This is a genomic window from Corynebacterium diphtheriae (genome assembly GCF_001457455.1).
Lineage (GTDB): Bacteria > Actinomycetota > Actinomycetes > Mycobacteriales > Mycobacteriaceae > Corynebacterium > Corynebacterium diphtheriae.
Genome location: NZ_LN831026.1, coordinates 2,137,894 through 2,157,297, shown reverse-complemented (window position 1 = coordinate 2,157,297; position 19,404 = coordinate 2,137,894). Strand labels below are relative to the sequence as shown.

General features: G+C 56.7%; 16 protein-coding genes and 1 pseudogene. 11 read left to right on the top strand and 6 right to left on the bottom strand.

Annotated elements, in window-relative coordinates:
* Nucleotides 1-56: 56 nt before the first annotated feature.
* Both dnaJ and AT687_RS10295 read left to right on the top strand, forming a co-directional pair.
* Nucleotides 57-1,229: a molecular chaperone DnaJ gene (gene dnaJ / locus AT687_RS10300; protein ID WP_014302448.1), complete on the top strand. Its 1,173-nt coding sequence runs from the start codon at nt 57-59 to the stop codon at nt 1,227-1,229.
* Nucleotides 1,230-1,250: 21 nt separating this feature from the next.
* On the top strand, nt 1,251-1,649 hold the full coding sequence (locus AT687_RS10295) for a heat shock protein transcriptional repressor HspR (RefSeq protein WP_014303972.1): 399 nt from the start codon (nt 1,251-1,253) through the stop codon (nt 1,647-1,649).
* Nucleotides 1,650-2,142: 493 nt separating this feature from the next.
* On the opposite strand, the gene AT687_RS10290 is transcribed toward AT687_RS10295, so the two are convergent.
* Nucleotides 2,143-3,723, bottom strand: coding sequence for an Ig-like domain-containing protein (locus tag AT687_RS10290; protein WP_014319428.1), 1,581 nt, complete (start codon nt 3,721-3,723; stop codon nt 2,143-2,145).
* A gap of 292 nt (nt 3,724-4,015) precedes the next feature.
* Between AT687_RS10290 and exaC the strand changes: the two genes are divergently transcribed.
* Complete coding sequence (gene exaC / locus AT687_RS10285; RefSeq protein WP_014319427.1) at nt 4,016-5,536, top strand: acetaldehyde dehydrogenase ExaC; 1,521 nt, start codon at nt 4,016-4,018, stop codon at nt 5,534-5,536.
* A gap of 154 nt (nt 5,537-5,690) precedes the next feature.
* Complete coding sequence (adhP, locus tag AT687_RS10280) at nt 5,691-6,731, top strand: alcohol dehydrogenase AdhP (protein ID WP_003853086.1); 1,041 nt, start codon at nt 5,691-5,693, stop codon at nt 6,729-6,731.
* Here the strand turns inward: adhP and AT687_RS10275 are convergent.
* Together AT687_RS10275 and AT687_RS10270 are read right to left on the bottom strand one after the other, a co-directional pair.
* Nucleotides 6,718-7,848, bottom strand: coding sequence for an alpha/beta hydrolase (locus tag AT687_RS10275; RefSeq protein ID WP_014319426.1), 1,131 nt, complete (start codon nt 7,846-7,848; stop codon nt 6,718-6,720). The genes adhP and AT687_RS10275 overlap by 14 nt on opposite strands.
* The gene (locus tag AT687_RS10270) at nt 7,836-8,075 is read right to left on the bottom strand and encodes a hypothetical protein (RefSeq protein WP_014319425.1); all 240 of its coding nucleotides are present in this window, start codon (nt 8,073-8,075) and stop codon (nt 7,836-7,838) included. The genes AT687_RS10275 and AT687_RS10270 overlap by 13 nt, the downstream gene beginning before the upstream one ends.
* A gap of 114 nt (nt 8,076-8,189) precedes the next feature.
* Between AT687_RS10270 and AT687_RS10265 the strand changes: the two genes are divergently transcribed.
* A complete protein-coding gene (locus tag AT687_RS10265; protein ID WP_014319424.1) occupies nt 8,190-9,002 on the top strand; it encodes a carbon-nitrogen hydrolase family protein in 813 nt (270 codons plus the stop codon).
* Here AT687_RS10265 and AT687_RS10260 read toward each other — a convergent pair.
* Nucleotides 8,981-10,075, bottom strand: a complete 1,095-nt coding sequence (locus AT687_RS10260; RefSeq protein ID WP_014319423.1) for an FAD-binding oxidoreductase — start codon at nt 10,073-10,075, stop codon at nt 8,981-8,983. The genes AT687_RS10265 and AT687_RS10260 overlap by 22 nt on opposite strands.
* A gap of 14 nt (nt 10,076-10,089) precedes the next feature.
* On the opposite strand from AT687_RS10260, the gene AT687_RS10255 reads away from it, so the two are divergent.
* From AT687_RS10255 to AT687_RS13580, 4 genes and pseudogenes are all read left to right on the top strand, one after another.
* Entirely contained in the window at nt 10,090-11,130 is a 1,041-nt protein-coding gene (locus tag AT687_RS10255; RefSeq protein ID WP_014319422.1) for a DMT family transporter, read from the top strand.
* A 126-nt stretch (nt 11,131-11,256) separates the two neighbouring features.
* On the top strand, nt 11,257-12,594 hold the full coding sequence (locus tag AT687_RS10250) for a sodium/glutamate symporter (protein ID WP_014302440.1): 1,338 nt from the start codon (nt 11,257-11,259) through the stop codon (nt 12,592-12,594).
* Nucleotides 12,595-12,751: 157 nt separating this feature from the next.
* Nucleotides 12,752-12,922: a hypothetical protein gene (locus AT687_RS12495; RefSeq protein ID WP_021335222.1), complete on the top strand. Its 171-nt coding sequence runs from the start codon at nt 12,752-12,754 to the stop codon at nt 12,920-12,922.
* Nucleotides 12,923-13,030: 108 nt separating this feature from the next.
* Nucleotides 13,031-13,141 (top strand): annotated as a pseudogene (locus tag AT687_RS13580) (hypothetical protein); the annotation flags it as partial.
* A gap of 379 nt (nt 13,142-13,520) precedes the next feature.
* On the opposite strand, the gene AT687_RS10240 reads toward AT687_RS13580, so the two are convergent.
* Both AT687_RS10240 and AT687_RS10235 read right to left on the bottom strand, forming a co-directional pair.
* The gene (locus AT687_RS10240) at nt 13,521-15,089 is read right to left on the bottom strand and encodes a hypothetical protein (protein ID WP_014319420.1); all 1,569 of its coding nucleotides are present in this window, start codon (nt 15,087-15,089) and stop codon (nt 13,521-13,523) included.
* 1 nt (nt 15,090) lies between these two features.
* Nucleotides 15,091-15,879, bottom strand: a complete 789-nt coding sequence (locus AT687_RS10235) for an ABC transporter ATP-binding protein (RefSeq protein ID WP_014319419.1) — start codon at nt 15,877-15,879, stop codon at nt 15,091-15,093.
* Nucleotides 15,880-16,008: 129 nt separating this feature from the next.
* Here AT687_RS10235 and AT687_RS10230 point away from each other — a divergent pair, with 129 nt between their 5' ends.
* Nucleotides 16,009-16,338: a transglycosylase family protein gene (locus AT687_RS10230; protein ID WP_010935576.1), complete on the top strand. Its 330-nt coding sequence runs from the start codon at nt 16,009-16,011 to the stop codon at nt 16,336-16,338.
* 198 nt (nt 16,339-16,536) lie between these two features.
* Entirely contained in the window at nt 16,537-19,086 is a 2,550-nt protein-coding gene (gene clpB, locus AT687_RS10225; RefSeq protein ID WP_014319418.1) for an ATP-dependent chaperone ClpB, read from the top strand.
* The last annotated feature ends 318 nt before the right edge of the window (nt 19,087-19,404 follow it).

Genomic DNA, 19,404 nt, shown 5'->3' with positions numbered 1-19,404 from the left:
AGCTGGGTTCCGCATTTTCAACTAAATACGGAAAACAAGAAAGGAGGAGAAGACCTATGGCAGCGAAAAACGAGTGGGCTGAGAAAGACTACTATGCCGACCTAGGAGTCTCCTCGTCCGCAACTGAAGCGGAAATTAAAAAGGCGTATCGCAAGCTGGCGCGAGAAAACCACCCCGATTCTCACCCAGGGGATGCCGCAGCCGAAGAGCGTTTTAAAAAGGTCGCTGAGGCCTATGACGTCGTGGGCGATGAGACGAAGCGGAAAGAGTATGACGAATTCCGCTCTATGATCGCTTCTGGCGGGTTCGGAGGCGCCGGATTCCCCGGCGGGTTTCGGACGCAAGAAGGCTTCGACTTCGACCTCGGAGACATCTTTGGATCTGGAGCGGGTCGAGGCCACGCTCCGCAAGGTGGTTTTGGGGATATCTTCGGTGGCATTTTCAACCGCGGCGGTGGTGCTCGCAACGCAGCTCGGCCGACGCGGGGGTCCGACGTCGAAACGGAAATAACCCTCGAATTCCGTGAGGCGGCCAAGGGCACCACGATCCCCTTACAGCTTACTGGCGACGCCCCCTGCCACACCTGCCACGGATCCGGCTCGCGCTCCGGTGCGCCCACCACGTGTACCAAGTGCAATGGAACTGGGTTTACCTCGGAAAACAAGGGTGCCTTTGGGTTCTCTGCACCGTGTACGCAGTGCGGTGGTACTGGAAAGATGATCTCTGATCCGTGCCCTGATTGCTCAGGTACTGGAACGCAGCGTCGTACTCGCTCGATCACTGTGCGCATTCCAGCGGGCGTGGTCGATGGCCAAAAGGTGCGCCTCGCTGGCCAAGGTGAGGCCGGTCCTAACGGGCTACCGGCCGGTGATTTGTATGTCACTGTGCATGTGAAAAACGACCGAGTGTTTACCCGTTCGGGCGATGACCTCGAGGTGACGGTGCCGGTGTCCTACGCGGAGTTGGCGTTGGGCGATACCATTTCGGTGCCTACGCTCGATCTTCCGGTTCGGGTTCGTATTCCTTCCGGTACGCCTAATGGTCGTGTGCTGAGGGTGCGCGGTAAGGGCGTGCCTAAGCGTGGCGGTTCTGCGGGAGATCTGCTGGTCAAGGTAGAAGTGACGGTGCCGTCGAGTTTGGATGCGGCGTCGGCAAGCGCGCTGCGCGCCTATGTTCAAGCCGAGCGGGACGCGGGTTTTGATCCGCGTGCTGGCTGGGCAGGAAAATAACGCGAGAAAGAGGTGAGCTTTATGGCCCAAGAGTTTTCTGGCGACGTTTTTGTTATCTCCGTTGCTGCGGAGCTTGCGGGAATGCACGCTCAAACCTTGCGCACCTATGATCGGCTCGGCCTTGTCACACCGCAGCGTACTCGCGGTGGTGGCCGCAGGTACTCGCGTGACGACGTTGAACTCCTGCGCACTGTTCAACACCTAAGCCAAGTGGAAGGTGTGAACTTGGCGGGTATCAAGTCGATCATCGAGCTGAAAAAGGAAAATGCGCAGCTGCGCAAGGAACTTGCGGCGGCACGGGCTGAGGCTGATGAACTTAAAAACCGTGGGGCACGCCCCCGCGGCGAGATCGTTCACGTGCCTCGTTCGACCGCGGTTGTGATGTGGGAACCGCGTCGCGGTTCGCGGCACCACAGCTAGCATGATGTCTATTTACGTGCTGGTTAGCGGGGCTCTTCCGGTTTTAGAGTGCATTGATTAGTTCGCCGGGGGGGGGTCGGGCGTGGCACAAGATATTGGGGTCCTTGGCTTTGTCCGTACAAAACCAAGGACCTACTGTGCAGCCTAACGGAAATGCCATCATCAAAGCCGAGCCCATCGAGCCCATCAATGAATACCCCACGTGCGGGCAGCCAAGAAAACCATGAACAAGCACCGCAAAGACACCCCTCGCCTACATCCGACACACAATCAATTCACTCTACAACCGGAAGAGCCACCATTCGGGGGTATTTCGAAGGATTTTTCTCGACACTTCACACCAAATCGCAAGAAAACCGGCCGTTTGAGCAGATTTGGTGTGAAGTGCCGTCTTTTCGGGGGTGAGCGGGGGTGGCGCGCCCACCAACGCCCACCAGCGCCACGCCGCCAACATCCGACACAGAATCAATGCACTCTAAAACCGGAAGAGCCGTTAGCGGCGTGCGAGGAAATTCAATAAGAGTGTGACAATGCCTGCAGCAACGTCCAAGATGGTTGACCAAAATGATGGGGAACGCAGGAGGGAACCGAACGAGGAACCGCTGTTAGCTGGGGTATCTTCTGGTTCGGTGGTCTGTTCCTCGTTTTGTGGGGCCGGTTTGATCTTGCGGTTGGGGAGTTTAGGTAGGTCGGCAGCAATCTCGAAGGAGGTTTCTGGAATGCTGACTAAGTCTTTGAACTCAGTGGAGTACTTGTACACGCCCATTTGGAACATGTAGCGGCCAGGTGCTAGGTCCTTGGGGATCTGGTACTTGGCGGTCACGGTCTGGGGGACATAGCTCAAAACTGTGTAGGTGGATGTGGTGTGGAAGCCGCGGTATTGGTCGTTTGGCTTGGTGGCTTCCTTCTCCCAGTGCGGATTGTGGTACGTGGAGTTTGGTGGGGTGAAGCCGGTTCCGGTGGTGGTCAGCACGGACTTGAAGTTGCGGGAGCCGCTGTCCTCCACATAGGTCACGCCTGATGGTGGGTTAATGCCTAGCTCGTACACCTGGACGGAGGCACTGCTTGGCGTCATGGTGGTGGTGACGGTGACGGTTTCACCTGGGGTGACCTTCAGTGGTTCGTCGATAGAGGTAGCTTGGCCGTTAATGGTGCCGGTGTAGGTATCCTCGTCGCCTTCTTTGAGTGTGGGGGCTAGCATGCCGACAGCTACCGTTACCGTCCCATCGGGGAGTGGGTTGTAGCCCTCAGCGTCGACGTAGCGTGCGGTAATAGTCGCGGAGCCGGCTGCGCCCAGCCTGATCTTGGTGGCTGCGGTGCCTTTAGCGGTGACGGCAACCGGATGGCCCACAGGTGCGTTATTGAGGTAAAACTGCACGTTTCCTGTGGTGGTGTTGGGTGCGGTGGCGGTGACGTCGATAATGCTCTGTGGTGTTGTCTCGGTGGGGGCGGTTACCTTGAGGCCTTCTTGTGGGGTGGCCTTGATGGTTGCGTATGGCTTCGCGTTGGTGGTTGCACAGGAGGCTTTTGCCGTGACTGGAATGATTCCAGTCTGGACGTCGATGTCTGTTACAAGCACTGTGCTGTCAGGTGTGAAGGTGATATCGCCCTCAGTGGTTGCTTTGAGGCGAACCGTGATCGGCTCGGCGGTGATGTCGAGCGAAGTGCCGTTGAGCTTGGCTTTAAGCTTGTTTTTTATGCTGAGTACGCCGTTGGACAGGTTCACGCCGGGCTGGGAGCCGTCGAGTTGAACGTTGTTGCCCACTTTGATGCGAATCGTGCTGGTCTTCAGGGACGCGCCGGAAATCTTAGACAACTGTTCACTTTGCACCGAGATGTTGTTTAGGTGCACGCTGGCCTCGAATCCGACTCCAGCTTGGACGGTCTCGGGGACGTCGATATGCGCGTCAAAGGTGGAACTGCGGGTGGTTGTTCCAACAAACGGTGCGGTAATCGAGCAGTCCACACCGGTGGAAATGGTGGCGGCGGCATGGGCGTGCGGGATGGCACTAGTGGATAGGGCGACGGCGGTGGCGGTTGCCCCGGCGATGAAACGACGATTGAGGGATTTCACGATGACTTTGTGTTCCTGATAGCTGGAGATGGAATTAGTAGTATATAACGCTCTAAGCGTAAATTAGGTTTAATAACAAAAGTAAGAATAGGGGGTGATCGTGGGGGAGGGGGTGAAAAGCGCAAAAAATTAACAAAATTTACAGTTCTTGGCTTTTGGGTGCACCTATAGGTGTGCAAGCTGTATTGCATGGTTGGCAGCGTGATTTTTCCTGCAGACGAGAAACGCGGAGCTCTGTACAATGGTGTCTTAATATGTTGCACATCACATGAACCTCTAAGGGGTGGCCCACATGACTATTTATGCATATCCAGGAACGCCAGGTGCCGTAGCCAACTACAAGAAGCGCTATGACAACTACATCGGCGGCCAATGGGTTCCGCCGGTAGGTGGCGAGTATCTCGACAACATCACCCCAGTCACCGGTGAAGTGTTCTGTCAAGTGGCACGAGGAACCGCTGCCGACGTGGAAAAGGCCTTGGATGCAGCGCATGATGCAGCAAAAACATGGGGTCATAGCTCGCCGGCCGAGCGCGCACTCATCCTGCACCGCATTGCCGATCGCATGGAAGAGCATCTCGAAGAAATCGCTGTCGCTGAAACATGGGACAACGGCAAGGCTGTGCGTGAGACGCTCGCCGCCGACATTCCACTGGCCATTGACCACTTCCGCTACTTTGCCGGCGCAATCCGTGCCCAAGAATCACGAACCTCTCAAATCGACCACAACACGGTGGCCTACCACTTCCATGAGCCCATCGGCGTAGTCGGTCAGATCATTCCGTGGAACTTTCCACTGCTCATGGCCGCATGGAAGATCGCCCCAGCTCTTGCTGCGGGTAACACGATTGTGCTGAAGCCTGCGGAGCAAACTCCTGCGTCCATCCTGTTCTGGATCGACATTGTGGGTGACTTGCTCCCTGATGGTGTGCTCAACATCGTCAACGGCCTCGGCGAGGAGGCTGGCGTGGCGCTATCCTCTTCCAACCGCATTGGCAAGATTGCCTTTACTGGTTCCACGCAGGTGGGCAAGATTATCAACCGTGCTGCCGCTGACAAGATCATCCCCGTCACCTTGGAGCTAGGCGGTAAGTCGCCGTCGATCTTCTTCGCGGACATCATGGATTACGACGACCCCTTCCGTGAGAAGTGCATTGAGGGCCTTGCCATGTTCGCACTCAATCAGGGTGAGGTATGTACCTGCCCGTCGCGTGCGTTGGTGCATGAGTCCATCGCGGACGAGTTCCTTGAGCTGGGTGTCCAACGTGTGAAGAACATCAAGCTCGGTAACCCGCTGGACACGGAAACCATGATGGGCGCCCAGGCTTCCATGGAACAAATGGATAAGATCAGCGGCTACCTCGATATTGGCCCGAAGGAGGGCGCTGAGGTGCTCACCGGTGGCCACGTGAACAAGATTGACGGTTTGGAAAATGGCTACTATATCGAGCCCACGGTGTTTAAGGGCACGAATGACATGACCATTTTCCGTGAGGAAATCTTCGGCCCAGTGCTTTCGGTTGCTACCTTCAAGGATTTTGATGAGGCAATCCGCATTGCTAATGACACGAACTACGGCCTCGGCGCTGGTGTGTGGACTCGCCATCAGAACACTGCGTATCGTGCCGGACGCGCCATCCAGGCTGGTCGCGTGTGGGTGAATCAATACCACAATTACCCAGCACACGCAGCATTCGGAGGCTATAAAGAGTCCGGAATTGGGCGTGAGAATCACCTCATGATGTTGGATCACTACCAGCAGACAAAGAACCTTCTTGTCTCGTATGATGAGAATCCAACAGGCCTATTTTAAAGGTAAGCCATAGCTAAGTAGAGCCCGTTATTGGGTGGGCTCTACAGCCTGCACAAACTTATAACTTCATACGGTTCAACCCCCCGCATTTCGCGGGGTTTTGTCATTTCTGCCACCTATTGAAAATAGGTACCACTAGAAAGGATTGCGACCGATGTCTGCTACTGAATTCCCCTCTGCCTTCACCGCCGCTGTTGTGGACAAGTTTGGCTCCGAGCTCAACATTCACGACGTTGACCTCCCAGAGCCAGGCCAACACCAAGCACTGGTCAAGGTGCTCACCTCCGGTATCTGCCACACTGACCTCCACGCCGCCGAAGGCGACTGGCCAGTTAAGCCAAAGCCACCATTCGTCCCAGGCCATGAGGGCGTAGGCGAAGTGGTCAAACTTGGCCCAGGTGAGCACAGTGTTGCGCTGGGTGACATGGTCGGTAACGTCTGGCTCTGGTCAGCCTGTGGCGAGTGCGAGTACTGTCGCACCGGCTGGGAGACTATGTGCGAGAAAGCCGAGTACGGTGGATACACCGTCGATGGTTCCTTCGGTCAGTACATGCTGGTAGACACCCGTTACTGTGCCCGAATCCCAGACGGCTGTGACTTGCTGGAAGTCGCCCCAATTCTGTGCGCTGGCGTGACCGTGTACAAAGGCCTCAAGGTTACCGAAACCCGCCCAGGCCAGTTCGTGGTCATCTCTGGCGTGGGTGGTCTGGGCCATATCGCCGTCCAGTACGCCGTGGCTATGGGCATGCGCGTTATCGCCGTGGATATTGCGGACGACAAGCTCGAACTGGCTAAGAAGCATGGCGCTGAGTTTGTGGTCAATGCCCGCGAAGAAGACCCAGCTGAGGCAATTGTGAAGTACACCAAGGGTGGCGCACATGGCGTGCTGGTCACCGCGGTGCACCCTCAGGCCTTCGGTCAGGCAATTGGCATGGCTCGTAAGAACGGAACCATTGTGTTCAATGGTCTTCCTCCAGGAGAGTTCCCAGCACCGATCTTCGACATCGTTTTCAAGGGCCTGACCATCCGCGGCTCCCTCGTAGGTACGCGCCAAGACCTTGAAGAGGCTTTGGACTTCTACGCTCGCGGCATGATCAAGCCAACGGTTACTGAATGCAAGCTTGACGACGTCAACTCGGTCTTTGCTGATATGAAGCAAGGCAAGATCGACGGCCGCATGGCTATCCGCTACTAGTTTCACTGGGACCTCGATGAGCTTCCTGTGCTAGCCGCTCCAGGAGACGCTTATCGGTGAAGTACGACTCGTGGCCGCCCGCGACACCCCAGCGCTCAAATCCGGCGTCTTGTGCACTGAGCGCACTGGGGTCGATACCGTGGGCGGCCACGGTGTTTGTTCCGGTCAGACCGATAATGTCGTGGCTGCCTAACACAGAAATAAGGCGGGGGTTGGGACTGTGTAACTGGGGGTTGGGTGGGACCCCTGGGCTTCCGGCCACTATGAATGTATCGGCACCGAGGCCGTGCGCTGCGGCATGGCCTGCGACGACGGAACCATAGCTGTGCCCGAAGACCATGAGTCGTGCTTTCGGGTTAAGTGCGCGCAATTCTTTTTGAAATTTCTGTAGCTGTGATGCGCCTTGTTGGGCAGGTGTTTGCGCTGCGGCTGCCGCGACATTGGCGGGGGCGTTGTAACCTAACCAGGCCACGGCAGCACCACCGGTGGCGTGGCGTATGTGTTGAGCGCGTTCGACGTAGTTCAGCCATTGTGTTGGGTTGGCGGAGCCTACTCCTGCGACCACGGTGGTGATGGAGTCGGCCGTGCGGATATCACCGAGGGCAACAACAACCCCATGCTCGTGGGCGGAAAGAATCTGTGCGTCGGGGAAGTCTTGGGCGAGGTGTTGTTCAAAATCTTCTGCGAGTTGCTGGTGCTGCGGATAGTCAGGTTTGCATAGCGCCGCAATGGAATCGATTGCCTGGGCGCAGTGCTGGTCAAGTTGGTTTCCCATGGCTCGAATGGCGGCAATCATTGTAGAGATCACGGCGGAGTTATCTATGCTGCGTTGAGAAAGTAACAGCAGATAATCGTAGGCGGCCTCGAGGTCTTTTTGGGGGCCGTAGGTGAGTTCAAGTATGCGGGAGACATCCTCAATGGCTTGGAAAAGTTGGGACCACGAGTGCCCTTGGGCAGAAAGCAGCTGGTGGGAGGCGTCGAAAGCCTGTCCTTTGAGTTCTTCAAAGCTGCGGTTCCATAGGTAGCGGGCGGCGTCGTAAGCCGTGTGCCCTTCGGCGGCGTTGTGGGCTAACGCTGTTCGCGCTAGTGCGAGGCTGCGAGAATCTAATGCGAGCATGACAACCCCAAGGCGGTGGTGGCGTCGATGTCGGCGCAGGTGTGCACAAGCTGTGTGGTTTGCGCGATGAGCTCTGCAATATCGGCGGTATTGCGGGCGTGATGCGTGGTCAGACTATGAAGGAATCGCTCTAGGGCGGCCCCGCTGGCATTGGCACCTATGCTCGTGTGGGTGATTGCGGTACTGGGTGTGTGCAGGTGGGAAAGCGCAGAAAAACTAATGTCCATGCGCCTGATGATGTGGTGGGACGAGTGCTATTCGCAAGGCTATGGGTAGGTGCGCGTGCGAAATCCCAGCAAGGCTGTGGATAACTGTGCGCTTAGCGCATAGTCTGGGGTGGCATGTGGATAGCTCTCGCCCAGATTTCTAGTAGTGCCGATACAATGGCTAATTTGGCTACGGTAGAACACCATGCCAGTGTGGCGGCCCAGCGTGGCGCGGACATGGTGGTGTTTCCAGAGGCCACCATGCAAGGGTTCGGTACTGGGCGCCTTGATCGCGTAGCCGAGCGTATCGACGGCCCCTTTGCTACCCGAATATGCCAGCTGGCTCGCGAACTCAACATCGTGATCGTAGTTGGTATGTTTAGCCCCGCAGACACACATGATGGCAAGCAGCGCATTAATAACGTGGCTTTAATTGCCCACCCCGATTCTGTGCGGGAATACCGCAAGATTCATACCTACGATGCCTTTGGTTTCAAAGAATCTGACACGGTTCGCCCAGGAAACCAACTGGTTACTTTCCCTGTAGGTGATGTGACCTGCGGAATTGCCGTGTGTTATGACGTGCGTTTCCCTCAGCAGTTTATTGACCTTGCCCGCCTCGGCGCTGAGGTGATCGTGCTTCCAGCGTCGTGGGCTGATGGCGAGGGCAAGCTGGAGCAGTGGCGTACGCTTACCGCGGCGCGTGCATTGGACTCCACCAGCTATATCGTCGCCTGCGACCAAGCGGTGGCAGAGGATGAGCGCGCGCCGGGTGCGCCCACCGGTGTGGGGCATTCCGCGGTGGTAACCCCTGATGGTCGCCGTATTGCCGAGGCCGGTACAGGGGAGGAGTTGTTCATGGTGAACGTCAACCGTGACCCCGTTAGGCGTACCCGCGAGGCTATCCCTGTGTTAGCGGATGCGGATTATAACCAAAACGGTGAGTAATCGAAAGTTTGCGTGTGGATGATGGTGGGTGGCGTTCCGCAGCGAATAAGTGCCTTGCGGGAGGCTGCCACGTCGTGGGAGGGACCAGCGATCAAGATACGACGATCTTCCCACGTGCCATAACCTGCGACTATTTCTCCGGCTTGTCCGACTTGGGTGATGTGTAGCCCGCGCGGTGGGTGAGAATGCTGGGTGGGGGCTACCCACCAGGCGTCTTCTTCATGGGTAACAACAGGGGTGACGGACAGCCAAGGTGCGGTCGACGCTAGGCTCCATAGGCCAGCGAGCTCGTAGAGTTCGCCTGGGTAGTCGGCTGCGAGGAAGAGGTGGACTCGAGGGGGTTCGGCTAGGCGGAGGAAATCGACGATGATGGGACGTAGTGCTGCGAGTCCTACCCCGTGGGCGATAAACACCATGTCTTGGTTTTCTACGTAATCAAAACCGCCTTGGCCTGTGCTGATCCACCACGTGTCGCCTACATGTGCGCCGGCGAGCAATGTAGAGATCATGCCTTCGTGGCGGATATGGAATTCGATTTGGCCGTACTCGTTGGGTGGGATGGTAGGAAAGAGCTCACGACGTGCTCCGCGCAGGTAATCGGCGGTGACGGTGACGTACTGGGTGGCGGTGTAGTTGATAGCTGTTTCTGCTTGCAGTCGTACCACGGAGATAGCGCTGCTGCGCTTTTCTACTTGCACGACTTGTGCGGGTACTGCTGCGTTGGGCAGGGGCGCGCTGGTCAGTGTGTTGGCTATCGACGTGATAGCGCGTTCGGCACCGAGAACCTCGGCGAAGGGGAGGTCTGCGCAAATGTGGCGCAGGGCGCTGCGGGAGGCGTCGGCAAGCGTGAGGTAGTAGTCACGTGATACCCCGAGGCTTTCGGCGGCGGCTGCGTGCTGTAGCCATGAGGTAGCGATCGATTCCGGAACGTGTCCGTCTAGATCGGTATGGTCGACGAGCTGCACGATGGCGTCCGCGAGAGGGGAGTCCGGCTTCTGATTGGCTGCCTGAGTGAACTCCGCGCGGTGTGCGCGAAGTTCGTCGGCAACGGCCTGGATTGATTGAGCGGTCACGGTTACCAATCGTAGTGTATTTTCGCATTATGAAAACTCAAGCGAGCCTGCTGGCTATCCTCGCCGCGGCGTTGTACGCCCTCAACGTTCCCGTAGCCAAAATGCTGCTAGATCACACCACAGCAACGATGCTTGCCGCCTTCTTATATCTTGGCGCGGGTATCGGCATGATCGCCTTTGCGCGCCCCACGCCTGACGACGCCCCCATCACCGCCCAGGACACCAAATACGTAGTAGCCATGGTCGTCCTCGACATCGCGGCCCCGATATTGCTCATGCTCGGAATCGCACGGACGACGTCGTCAAGCGTGTCGTTGCTTGGCAACTTCGAAATCGTTGCAACCTCGCTGATCGCCCTTATCCTTTTCCGCGAAGTGATCTCCAAACATCTTTGGCTTGCCATCGGGCTCGTCACCCTCGCCAGCCTGATTCTGAGTTTCGAACCAGGCACCATCCAGTTCAACCTCGGATCACTCCTCGTACTCGCCGCGTGTGCCTGCTGGGGACTCGAAAACAACTGCACACGCGCGCTCTCCAACAAAAACCCCGCCCAGATTGTGGTCATCAAAGGCATATTCTCTGGGCTTGGAGCCCTCACCGTTGCCCTCCTACTGGCTAACTCCCTTCCCAGCTGGCAGATCATCGCACTCACCATGGTTTTGGGATTCGTCTCCTACGGGCTGAGCATTACTTTTTACATCTTGGCTCAACGCCACCTAGGAGCCGCAAAAACCAGCACCTACTACGCCATCGCGCCATTCCTCGGCGTGGCCTTCAGCATGATATTGCTTGGCGAACGCCCCGATATCCAATTCTGGTTAGCACTGCTCATCATGGTCGCCGCCACCGTCGTAATCGTCCGCGACTCCATCGGATTACAACACGACCACATGCACACCCACGTGCACACACACCAACATTCCCACGGCGATCTCGTGCACACCCATGCCCATACTCACACCCATTCCCATTTGCATGCACACGAGGGCGATAGCGAAGAACCAGGTCATAGCGTGGACCATCATGCTGACTTTGATGGTCACGAACACGACTAAAAGGGGTGATCAGGCCCCACTTATGCGGAATTGCGGGCTCGTGCTTTAGTCTAAAGATGTAAAAATGTGCCCTACAAAACGGGGACACACGCAATGTGACACTAGATATAGAGAAAGAAGGACGGCATGAACGCATACACGCCTTTTGACGCGGTGATGGACATAGGATTTATCTCCGCTCTCATGATCGTCGGCGTGGTGCTTCGTCGATTCGTCCCGTGGTTTCGATCCCTCCTCATCCCAGCCCCCATCACCGCAGGTCTGCTCGGCCTAGCCCTAGGCCCAGAAGTACTCGGCTGGCTACCCTTCTCCGACAAACTGGGAACCTACTCCACCATCCTCATCGCCATCGTCTTCGCATCGATGCCGTTTTCTATGACCTTTAGCGCCCAAAACATCAAAGGCGCCCGCACCATGTGGGCATTTTCCACGTCCATGTTCATGGGACAATGGGGCATATTTATCCTGCTCGGCCTCTTCCTCTTCACACCAGTGTGGGGAACCGAAGAATGGTTCGGCATGATGCTGCCAGTAGGCTTCGTCGGCGGCTTTGGTACCGCCGCCGCAGTCGGTGGTGCACTCGATACCGTAGGAGCATCCGCAGCAGCATCCCTTGGCTTTACCTCCGCAACAGTGGGCACCCTGGCGGCTATCGTCGGCGGAATCCTGTTTGCCAACTGGGGTATCCGCAACAAAAAGACCGCATCCCTGCCGGACAAGCTCCCATGGGAACTGCTTGCTGGCTACATTGAAGAACACCGTCGCCCATCCATCGGTAAAGCAACCACCAACCCCTCAGCTATCGAACCACTAGCATTGCACTTCGGCGCGATCATCGTCACCGTCATGCTCGCCTACCTTGGCCAACAGCAGATCACCTCGATGTTCCCCAACGTATCGATCCCGCTATTTGCGCTGTCCTTCGTTGTCGGTATCTTCATGGTTCTAGGCCTCAAGCTCATCGGCAAGCCTAACTACCTCGACAAAGACACCATGAGCACCATCTCCGGTGGCTCCACCGACTTCCTCATCGCCTTCGGTATCGCCTCCATCGTTCCTGCCGCCGTGGCCAGCTACTGGGTTCCACTGCTGGTCATGTTCGTCCTCGGTATCATCTACTGCTTCGGCTTCTTCTGCCTCGCCTCCAAGTTCTTCGAGGAAGGCTGGCTGGAACGTGGCATCTTCGGCTGGGGCTGGGCAACTGCCGCCGTGGCAACCGGTATCGCCCTGCTCAAGATCGTTGACCCCAAACTCAAGTCCGGCACCCTGAATGAATACGGTGTAGCTTACGTGGGCTTCGCACCCTTTGAAATCGGCATGACCATCCTTGCTCCTATCGCCGTAGTATCCGGGTTCACCTTGGGACTGGGCGTGGCGGCGACAGCAATCTTCGCCGTGATTCTGGTCGTTGCTACCGTGCACGGTATGCGCGCGAACTCCGCGATCAAGCACCAAATGGAGTAGCAGGGACGGCATTAATCGGCATTACTCGGCTTTACTGGCTCTTCCGGTTTTAGAGTGCATTGATTAGTTCGCCGGGGGTTCGGGCGTGGCACAAGATATTAGGTGTCCTTGGCTTTGTCCGTACAAAACCAAGGACCTACCGTGCAGCCTAACGGAAATGTCATCGTCGATACCATCTGCCGCACCGCAGAGCACGGTGATAGTTACCGTTATTGAAGCCGAGTCCGTCGAGCCTATCGAGCCCCACATGCGGGCAGCCAAGAAAACCATGAGCAAGCGCCGCAAAGGCATCCTCGCCTACATCCGACACACAAACAATGCACCCTAAAACCGGAAGAGCCACCAAACGGGGGTATTTCGAAGGATTTTTCTCGGCACTTCACACCAAATCGCTTCCAAACCGGCTGTTTGAGCAGATTTGGTGTGAAGTGCCGTCTTTTCGGGGGGGGGCGGGGGTGGCGTATACGGCAATGCGACCGGCGGCCGACGCGGTGGCGTACTAGGCGGCCTCACCAACGGTTTAGTCATCACATTCCTGCCAGCATTTTCGGATGGTTCGGCATGCTCGTCGGCGGCGGCTCTGCTACAGCGGGTGCTGCTGCGGGCGCTCCGGTTCCACCGAGCCACCATTCGGGGGTAGTTCGAAGGATTTTTCTCCGAACTTCACACCAAATCGCTTCCAAACCGGCCGTTTGAGCAGATTTGGTGTGAAGTGCCGTCTTTTCGGGGGTGAGCGGGGGTGGCGCGCTCACCAACGCCCACCAGTGCCCACCAATGCCAGCCAATCCCAGCCAGGCCATGGTTATGGAAAACGTCCTACTCCGCGTAGTGCCCAGCCCACCGGACCGATTTTTGTATCTCGCAAGGGTGCGGAGTCACAAGCTGCGGGAGCTGCGGACACTGCGGAGTCACAACCTGCGGGAAACTTAGCCCACGAACTTATTCACCTTGTTAAAGATCTCTGGCGTAGCACGCTCGACCCGCGCCACCGCCTTGCGAATCACGAGGTAGTAGATCGCGCCGGGTATAAGAATGCACAGTGCGCAGCCGGCCACGATCGGTAGCGCGGCACTGCTGCTGAACCCATAGATGAGCAGTGCAGCACCTGGCAGGATAGGGATCCACACAAGCAGCATGGAACCGAATCCGGTGAGGAAAGCGGCGGCGCTGTATCCGGAACGGTCAGCGAAGGCATTAACACCTGGTGCGGCGGTGGGGAAGGGGTTGAATACGGTAAAGGCTAATCCGATGGCGGCGGATCCCATGAGTGCGCCTAGGGAGCTCACACAGACGGCCACGGCAATGCCTTTGTCAGGGAAGAGTACAAGCAGGAGGATCCAAGAGATGAGAACCGTGCTGCTTTGGATTGTCAGCGAGGCTGCGTGACGGGCTAGTACCCAGTTTTTAGCGGGAACGCCTGCGACGATGATGCTCCAGTTGTTGGGGCCATCGTAGCCGAAGTCGTTGGAGGCGGCCATACCAGCTAGGAGTGCTGCCATCGCGACGAGAAAGACCAAGGCCCAGGGGGAATCCACGATCGCCTTGTAGGTGAGAAAGACCATCAAGATGGGGGTCATAATCAGTTGGCTGATCATGCGGCTATCGCGGCGGATGTAGCGCAGTGCTCGGGAGTAAATGTATCCGGTCGGGGTGGCTGGTGCCCACGGGACGAGCACGCGTGATGAGCGGGTGCGGGTGGTGGTGGAGCCTTTTTCGATAGGTTCGTTGAGGATAGTGGTGATGTTGCGGTGCCATAGCCATACTGCGCCTGCGAGGTAGATGAGGGTCAGTGCGGCGGTGGCGAGTGCGGTGGTGAGTGATCCTTCGAGGATTCCGATGACGATGCCCGCGGGTGCTGCTAGCGGGGTCCACATCAGTATGTGTCCGGCTTGGTTGATTTGTTCGCTTTGGAGGTCGAGGCCTTGGAAGGCGTTGAAGGCGATGATGATTATGAAGATCACCAATCCGCTGATGATGTTGATGCGTTCTTTCTTTGTGCGTCCAGAGGTGCCGAGTGCGGAGCGGATTATTTCGCCGATGATGATGGTCAGCGCGGTGTTGATCACTACGGCGAGAGCCCATGCGATTGCAGCGCCGGTGGGGAGGATCCATGCGCCGAGGGCTGCGGTGGTCAGGGCGAAGAAGATGGTGAGCATGCCTATCGACGTCAACAACGGGGCAAGGAGCAGGGCAGGCAGGATGTTGCGGGCTGTTAGGGGGAAGAAGGCCAGCTCGCGGGGGTTGACGTGGTTTTCGCCAGTGGGAAGCACTGATACCGAGATGATGTAGCCCAGTGCTCCGACGGCAAGGATGATCGCTGCGACGGCGAAGTATTGTTTGCGGTAGCCGTCGTAGCCGCTAAAGAGCATGCTGGCAAGGCCGATGAATCCGTAGAGGCAGATGAAGATGATCATCATGATCGAGGCGGGATTCGAGGAGATCATTCGGTTGCGTTGCCGAAATTGGAACCTCAGGATGGTTTTTGTGGGGCTCATGTTATTTGCCGCCTAACCAGCCGAAGCTGTCGTCGTCAAGCTGGGTGCTGCCGACGAGTTCTACGAATTTGTCTACCAAGGTGCCCGTGCCGCGAACCTCATCGACGGTGCCGGAGGCGATCACGGTGCCTTGGTTGATGATCGCCACGTGGTCGCATAAGCCCTCGACGAGTTCCATCACATGGGAGGACAACAATACGGTGCCTCCAGAGTGGGCATAGTTGCGTAAAATCTTTTGGATCAGTTGCCCGGAGGCTGGATCGACTGCCTCGAGGGGCTCGTCCAAGATCAAGACGCGTGGCGCGTGCAAGAGGGCTCCCGCCAGCAAGATCTTCTTGGTCATGCCGGCGGAAAAGTCCACAATCTGCTTGTCTTTAGCCTCAGCTAACCCGAGGGTTCTCAGTAGTTCCTCGCTGCGCTGCGCAACCACATCGGGGGACATGGAACGCAAGCCACCAAGGAACTCGAGATACTCCGTGGCGGTGAGACGGTCGAAGACGGGCATGCCGTCGATAAGCAACCCAAAATGCGCCTTCGCTGCAACCGGTTCCTCCCAGACATTGACCCCGTTGATCCACGCTGAACCACTCTGTGGTCGTAGCAGTCCCGTGGCTGCCGAAATCATGGTGGTTTTTCCGGCGCCGTTGGGGCCTACGAGGCCGAAAATGCTGCCGTGTGGCACATCCAAATTGAGATGATCGACGGCTGCTTTGGGGCCGAACAAAACGGAAAGATCGCGCACCGCAAAGGCCTGATCTGTGGGATCTGACTGGAAGGAAGAAGGCATCATGATAACCAGATAATCAAAGTGGTGATGACTTGTCGAGGATAATTCCTAATTTGACAGCCCTGGGGGTTGGTCGCGTAGGTTGGGCAACCCAACTGGAGAAGAAACGAGCAAAGGAGCATTTTTCCCGTTATGCGTTTTTCCGCAAAGAAGACAGCACTGATCGTCGCCGCTACTGGCGGACTCGCCGCAGCCATTGCGCCGGCGGCTGGAGCAGCCAGCGTGAGCCAGTGGGATCAGGTTGCCGCCTGCGAATCCGGTGGCAACTGGCAGATCAACACTGGTAATGGCTATTACGGTGGCTTGCAGTTTAGCGCCGAGACATGGGCGGGGGCTGGTGGAACCGCCTATGCGCCAACGGCGGATCAGGCCACAAAGGAGCAGCAGATCGAGATTGCCGAGAATGTGTTGGCAATGCAGGGGTCGGGTGCGTGGCCTAACTGTGGCGGACCGCTTGGTTAGAGGTTTGAGCGGCCACCCCGTTTAAGGGCGTTTCGACGAAAAATCCACACCGCATGAGGCTAAAAGAGCAGCTTTCGGCCACTGCGGTGTGGATTTTTTGGTGTGTGGAAACTTTTTTGAAGTTGAGTGGAACAAACTCAACTTTGTGTTCGTTGTGCCTAGTGACTGATAAAAGTCCACGGAAGGAAATGATGAACGATGGCTGGTTTTAACCCCACAACGAAAACTCAAGAGGCATTGCAAGAGGCGCTGCAGAAGGCGTCGGCCGCAGGTAATCCGGATATCCGTCCGGAGCACCTCCTTGCTGCGATTTTAGGTCAAGAAGATGGCATTGCTATTCCGGTATTGCGCGCTACGGGCGTGGACCCCGATGTGGTTCGTCGTGAAGCAGAAGCATTGGTGGCCAAGCTGCCGAAGGCTGAAGGTACCAACTTGGCAAACCCGAACTTTAACCGTGATGCGTTAAGCGTTTTAAACAATGCTCAGGAGTTGGCGGGTGAGTTAGGCGACGAGTACGTTTCTACCGAGGTGCTGCTGGCTGCGGTGGCTCGCGGGACTAACGATGCTGCCGAGTTGCTGACCAAGCGCGGTGCTACTTACGACGTCATCAAGGGTGTTTTCCCTTCGGTGCGCGGTAATAAGAAGGTGACTACGGAGTCTCCAGAAGATCAGTTCCAAGCATTAGAGAAGTACTCCACTGACCTGACTGCGCGGGCGCGGGAAGGCAAAATTGATCCGGTTATTGGCCGTGATCAGGAGATTAGGCGTGTGGTTCAGGTGCTTTCTCGCCGCACTAAGAACAATCCTGTTCTTATTGGTGAGCCTGGTGTGGGCAAGACGGCCATCGTCGAAGGTCTTGCGCGCCGCATTGTGGCAGGGGATGTGCCGGAGTCGCTGAAGGGCAAAACTCTGATTAGTTTGGATCTTGGTTCCATGGTGGCTGGTGCTAAGTACCGTGGTGAGTTTGAGGAGCGTTTGAAGGCGGTTCTCGACGAGATCAAGTCTGCTGAGGGTGAGATCATCACCTTTATCGACGAGCTGCACACCATTGTGGGCGCTGGTGCTACCGGCGATTCCGCTATGGATGCAGGCAATATGATTAAGCCGCTGTTGGCTCGTGGCGAGCTGCGTTTGGTGGGTGCTACCACCTTGGATGAGTACCGCAAATACATTGAGAAGGATGCTGCGCTGGAGCGTCGTTTTCAGCAGGTCTTTGTCGGTGAGCCTTCGGTAGAGGATGCCGTGGGTATTTTGCGTGGCTTGAAGGAGCGCTACGAGGTGCACCATGGTGTGCGGATCCAGGATTCGGCGTTGGTGGCGGCTGCTACGCTGTCGGATCGCTATATCACCAGCAGGTTCTTGCCGGATAAGGCTATTGACTTGGTGGATGAGGCTGCATCGCGGTTACGCATGGAGATCGATTCTTCGCCGCAGGAGATCGATGAGCTGGAACGTATTGTGCGTCGCCTTGAGATCGAGGAGGTAGCGCTGTCGAAGGAAACGGACGCTGCGTCGAAGGATCGCTTGGTCAAGTTGCGTCAGGAGCTTGCCGACGAGCGCGAGAAGCTCGGTGAGCTTGTGGCACGGTGGAACAACGAGAAGGGCGCGATTAATAAGGTTCGCGAGGCCAAGGAAGAGCTGGAGCGGCTGCGCTCGGAGTCGGAAATCGCGGAACGCGACGGCGACTACGGCAAGGTAGCTGAGCTGCGCTATGGCCGTATCCCTGAACTGGAAAAGCAGGTCGCTGAGGCCGAGGAACACACCGTGGAAACCACCATGCTGAGCGAGGAGGTTACTCCAGACACCATTGCTGAGGTGGTGTCGGCGTGGACTGGTATTCCTGCCGGCAAGATGTTGCAGGGTGAGACGGAGAAGCTGCTCAACATGGAGGCTGAGCTAGGCAAACGTGTGGTTGGCCAGTCGGAGGCTGTGGTTGCGGTGTCTGATGCGGTGCGTCGTGCCCGTGCCGGCGTGGCGGATCCGAACCGTCCGACAGGTTCCTTCCTCTTCCTAGGCCCTACGGGCGTGGGTAAGACGGAGCTAGCCAAGGCTCTTGCGGAGTTCATGTTTGACGATGATCGTGCGATGGTTCGCATTGATATGTCGGAGTACGGCGAGAAGCATGCGGTCGCTCGTTTGGTCGGTGCCCCTCCAGGATATGTGGGTTACGATCAAGGCGGTCAGCTCACAGAGGCTGTTCGACGTCGCCCATACACCGTCGTTCTTTTCGACGAGGTGGAAAAGGCACACCCAGATGTGTTTGACATCCTGCTGCAGGTCCTCGACGAGGGCCGGTTGACGGATGGCCAAGGTCGCACGGTGGACTTCCGTAATACAGTACTGATCCTGACGTCTAACTTAGGTGCCGGTGGCACAAAGGACGAGATGATGGATGCTGTAAAGCGGGCGTTTAAGCCAGAGTTTGTGAATCGCCTTGATGATGTGGTGATTTTTGATACGCTGAGCCAAGAGCAGCTCACACACATTGTGGAGATTCAGATTGCGCAGCTGGCACAGCGTCTTGCTGCTCGTCGTTTGACGTTGGCAGTGTCGGATTCTGCGAAGTTGTGGCTTGCGGAGCGCGGTTATGAGCCGGCTTATGGTGCTCGTCCGTTGCGTCGTTTGATCCAGCAGGCTATTGGCGATCAGTTGGCTAAGAAGCTGTTGTCTGGTGAGGTTCGCGATGGTAGCGAGGTTCATGTGGATGCGGATTTGGACAATGATGGGTTGGTTATTAGCGCCTCGTAGTAACTGACGTTTGTAGCGATACATGCTGTAAGTACATGGTGACTGGTCGGCTGGAGGAACAACCTCCAGCCGACCTATGTTTTTCTGAGGCACTTTAGTTACGTTGCGAGGAATCCTTGATGAAGGCCACTATCGTGCGTTGTTGTGCGCACCATTGGTGCTATTTTTTGTGAGATTTTTATTTCTTTTGCGATTTTTGGTTCGGATAATGTGAAAATAATAGCTATTGCTTTTTGCTATGTATTCTACATACATCGATTGCGTTTTTCTGGGTATCACATCTTTCTCAATTATTATGATTGGAGGTGCCATCTATTT

Bases quoted from the DNA above. Each gene is read 5' to 3' on its own strand.
- dnaJ (WP_014302448.1), top strand. From the start codon at position 57: ATGGCAGCGAAAAACGAGTGGGCTGAGAAAGACTACTATGCCGACCTA.
- AT687_RS10295 (WP_014303972.1), top strand. From the start codon at position 1,251: ATGGCCCAAGAGTTTTCTGGCGACGTTTTTGTTATCTCCGTTGCTGCG.
- exaC (WP_014319427.1), top strand. From the start codon at position 4,016: ATGACTATTTATGCATATCCAGGAACGCCAGGTGCCGTAGCCAACTAC.
- adhP (WP_003853086.1), top strand. From the start codon at position 5,691: ATGTCTGCTACTGAATTCCCCTCTGCCTTCACCGCCGCTGTTGTGGAC.
- AT687_RS10275 (WP_014319426.1), bottom strand. From the start codon at position 7,848: ATGCTCGCATTAGATTCTCGCAGCCTCGCACTAGCGCGAACAGCGTTA.
- AT687_RS10270 (WP_014319425.1), bottom strand. From the start codon at position 8,075: ATGGACATTAGTTTTTCTGCGCTTTCCCACCTGCACACACCCAGTACC.
- AT687_RS10265 (WP_014319424.1), top strand. From the start codon at position 8,190: ATGTGGATAGCTCTCGCCCAGATTTCTAGTAGTGCCGATACAATGGCT.
- AT687_RS10250 (WP_014302440.1), top strand. From the start codon at position 11,257: ATGAACGCATACACGCCTTTTGACGCGGTGATGGACATAGGATTTATC.
- AT687_RS12495 (WP_021335222.1), top strand. From the start codon at position 12,752: ATGTCATCGTCGATACCATCTGCCGCACCGCAGAGCACGGTGATAGTT.
- AT687_RS10240 (WP_014319420.1), bottom strand. From the start codon at position 15,089: ATGAGCCCCACAAAAACCATCCTGAGGTTCCAATTTCGGCAACGCAAC.
- AT687_RS10235 (WP_014319419.1), bottom strand. From the start codon at position 15,879: ATGATGCCTTCTTCCTTCCAGTCAGATCCCACAGATCAGGCCTTTGCG.
- AT687_RS10230 (WP_010935576.1), top strand. From the start codon at position 16,009: ATGCGTTTTTCCGCAAAGAAGACAGCACTGATCGTCGCCGCTACTGGC.
- clpB (WP_014319418.1), top strand. From the start codon at position 16,537: ATGGCTGGTTTTAACCCCACAACGAAAACTCAAGAGGCATTGCAAGAG.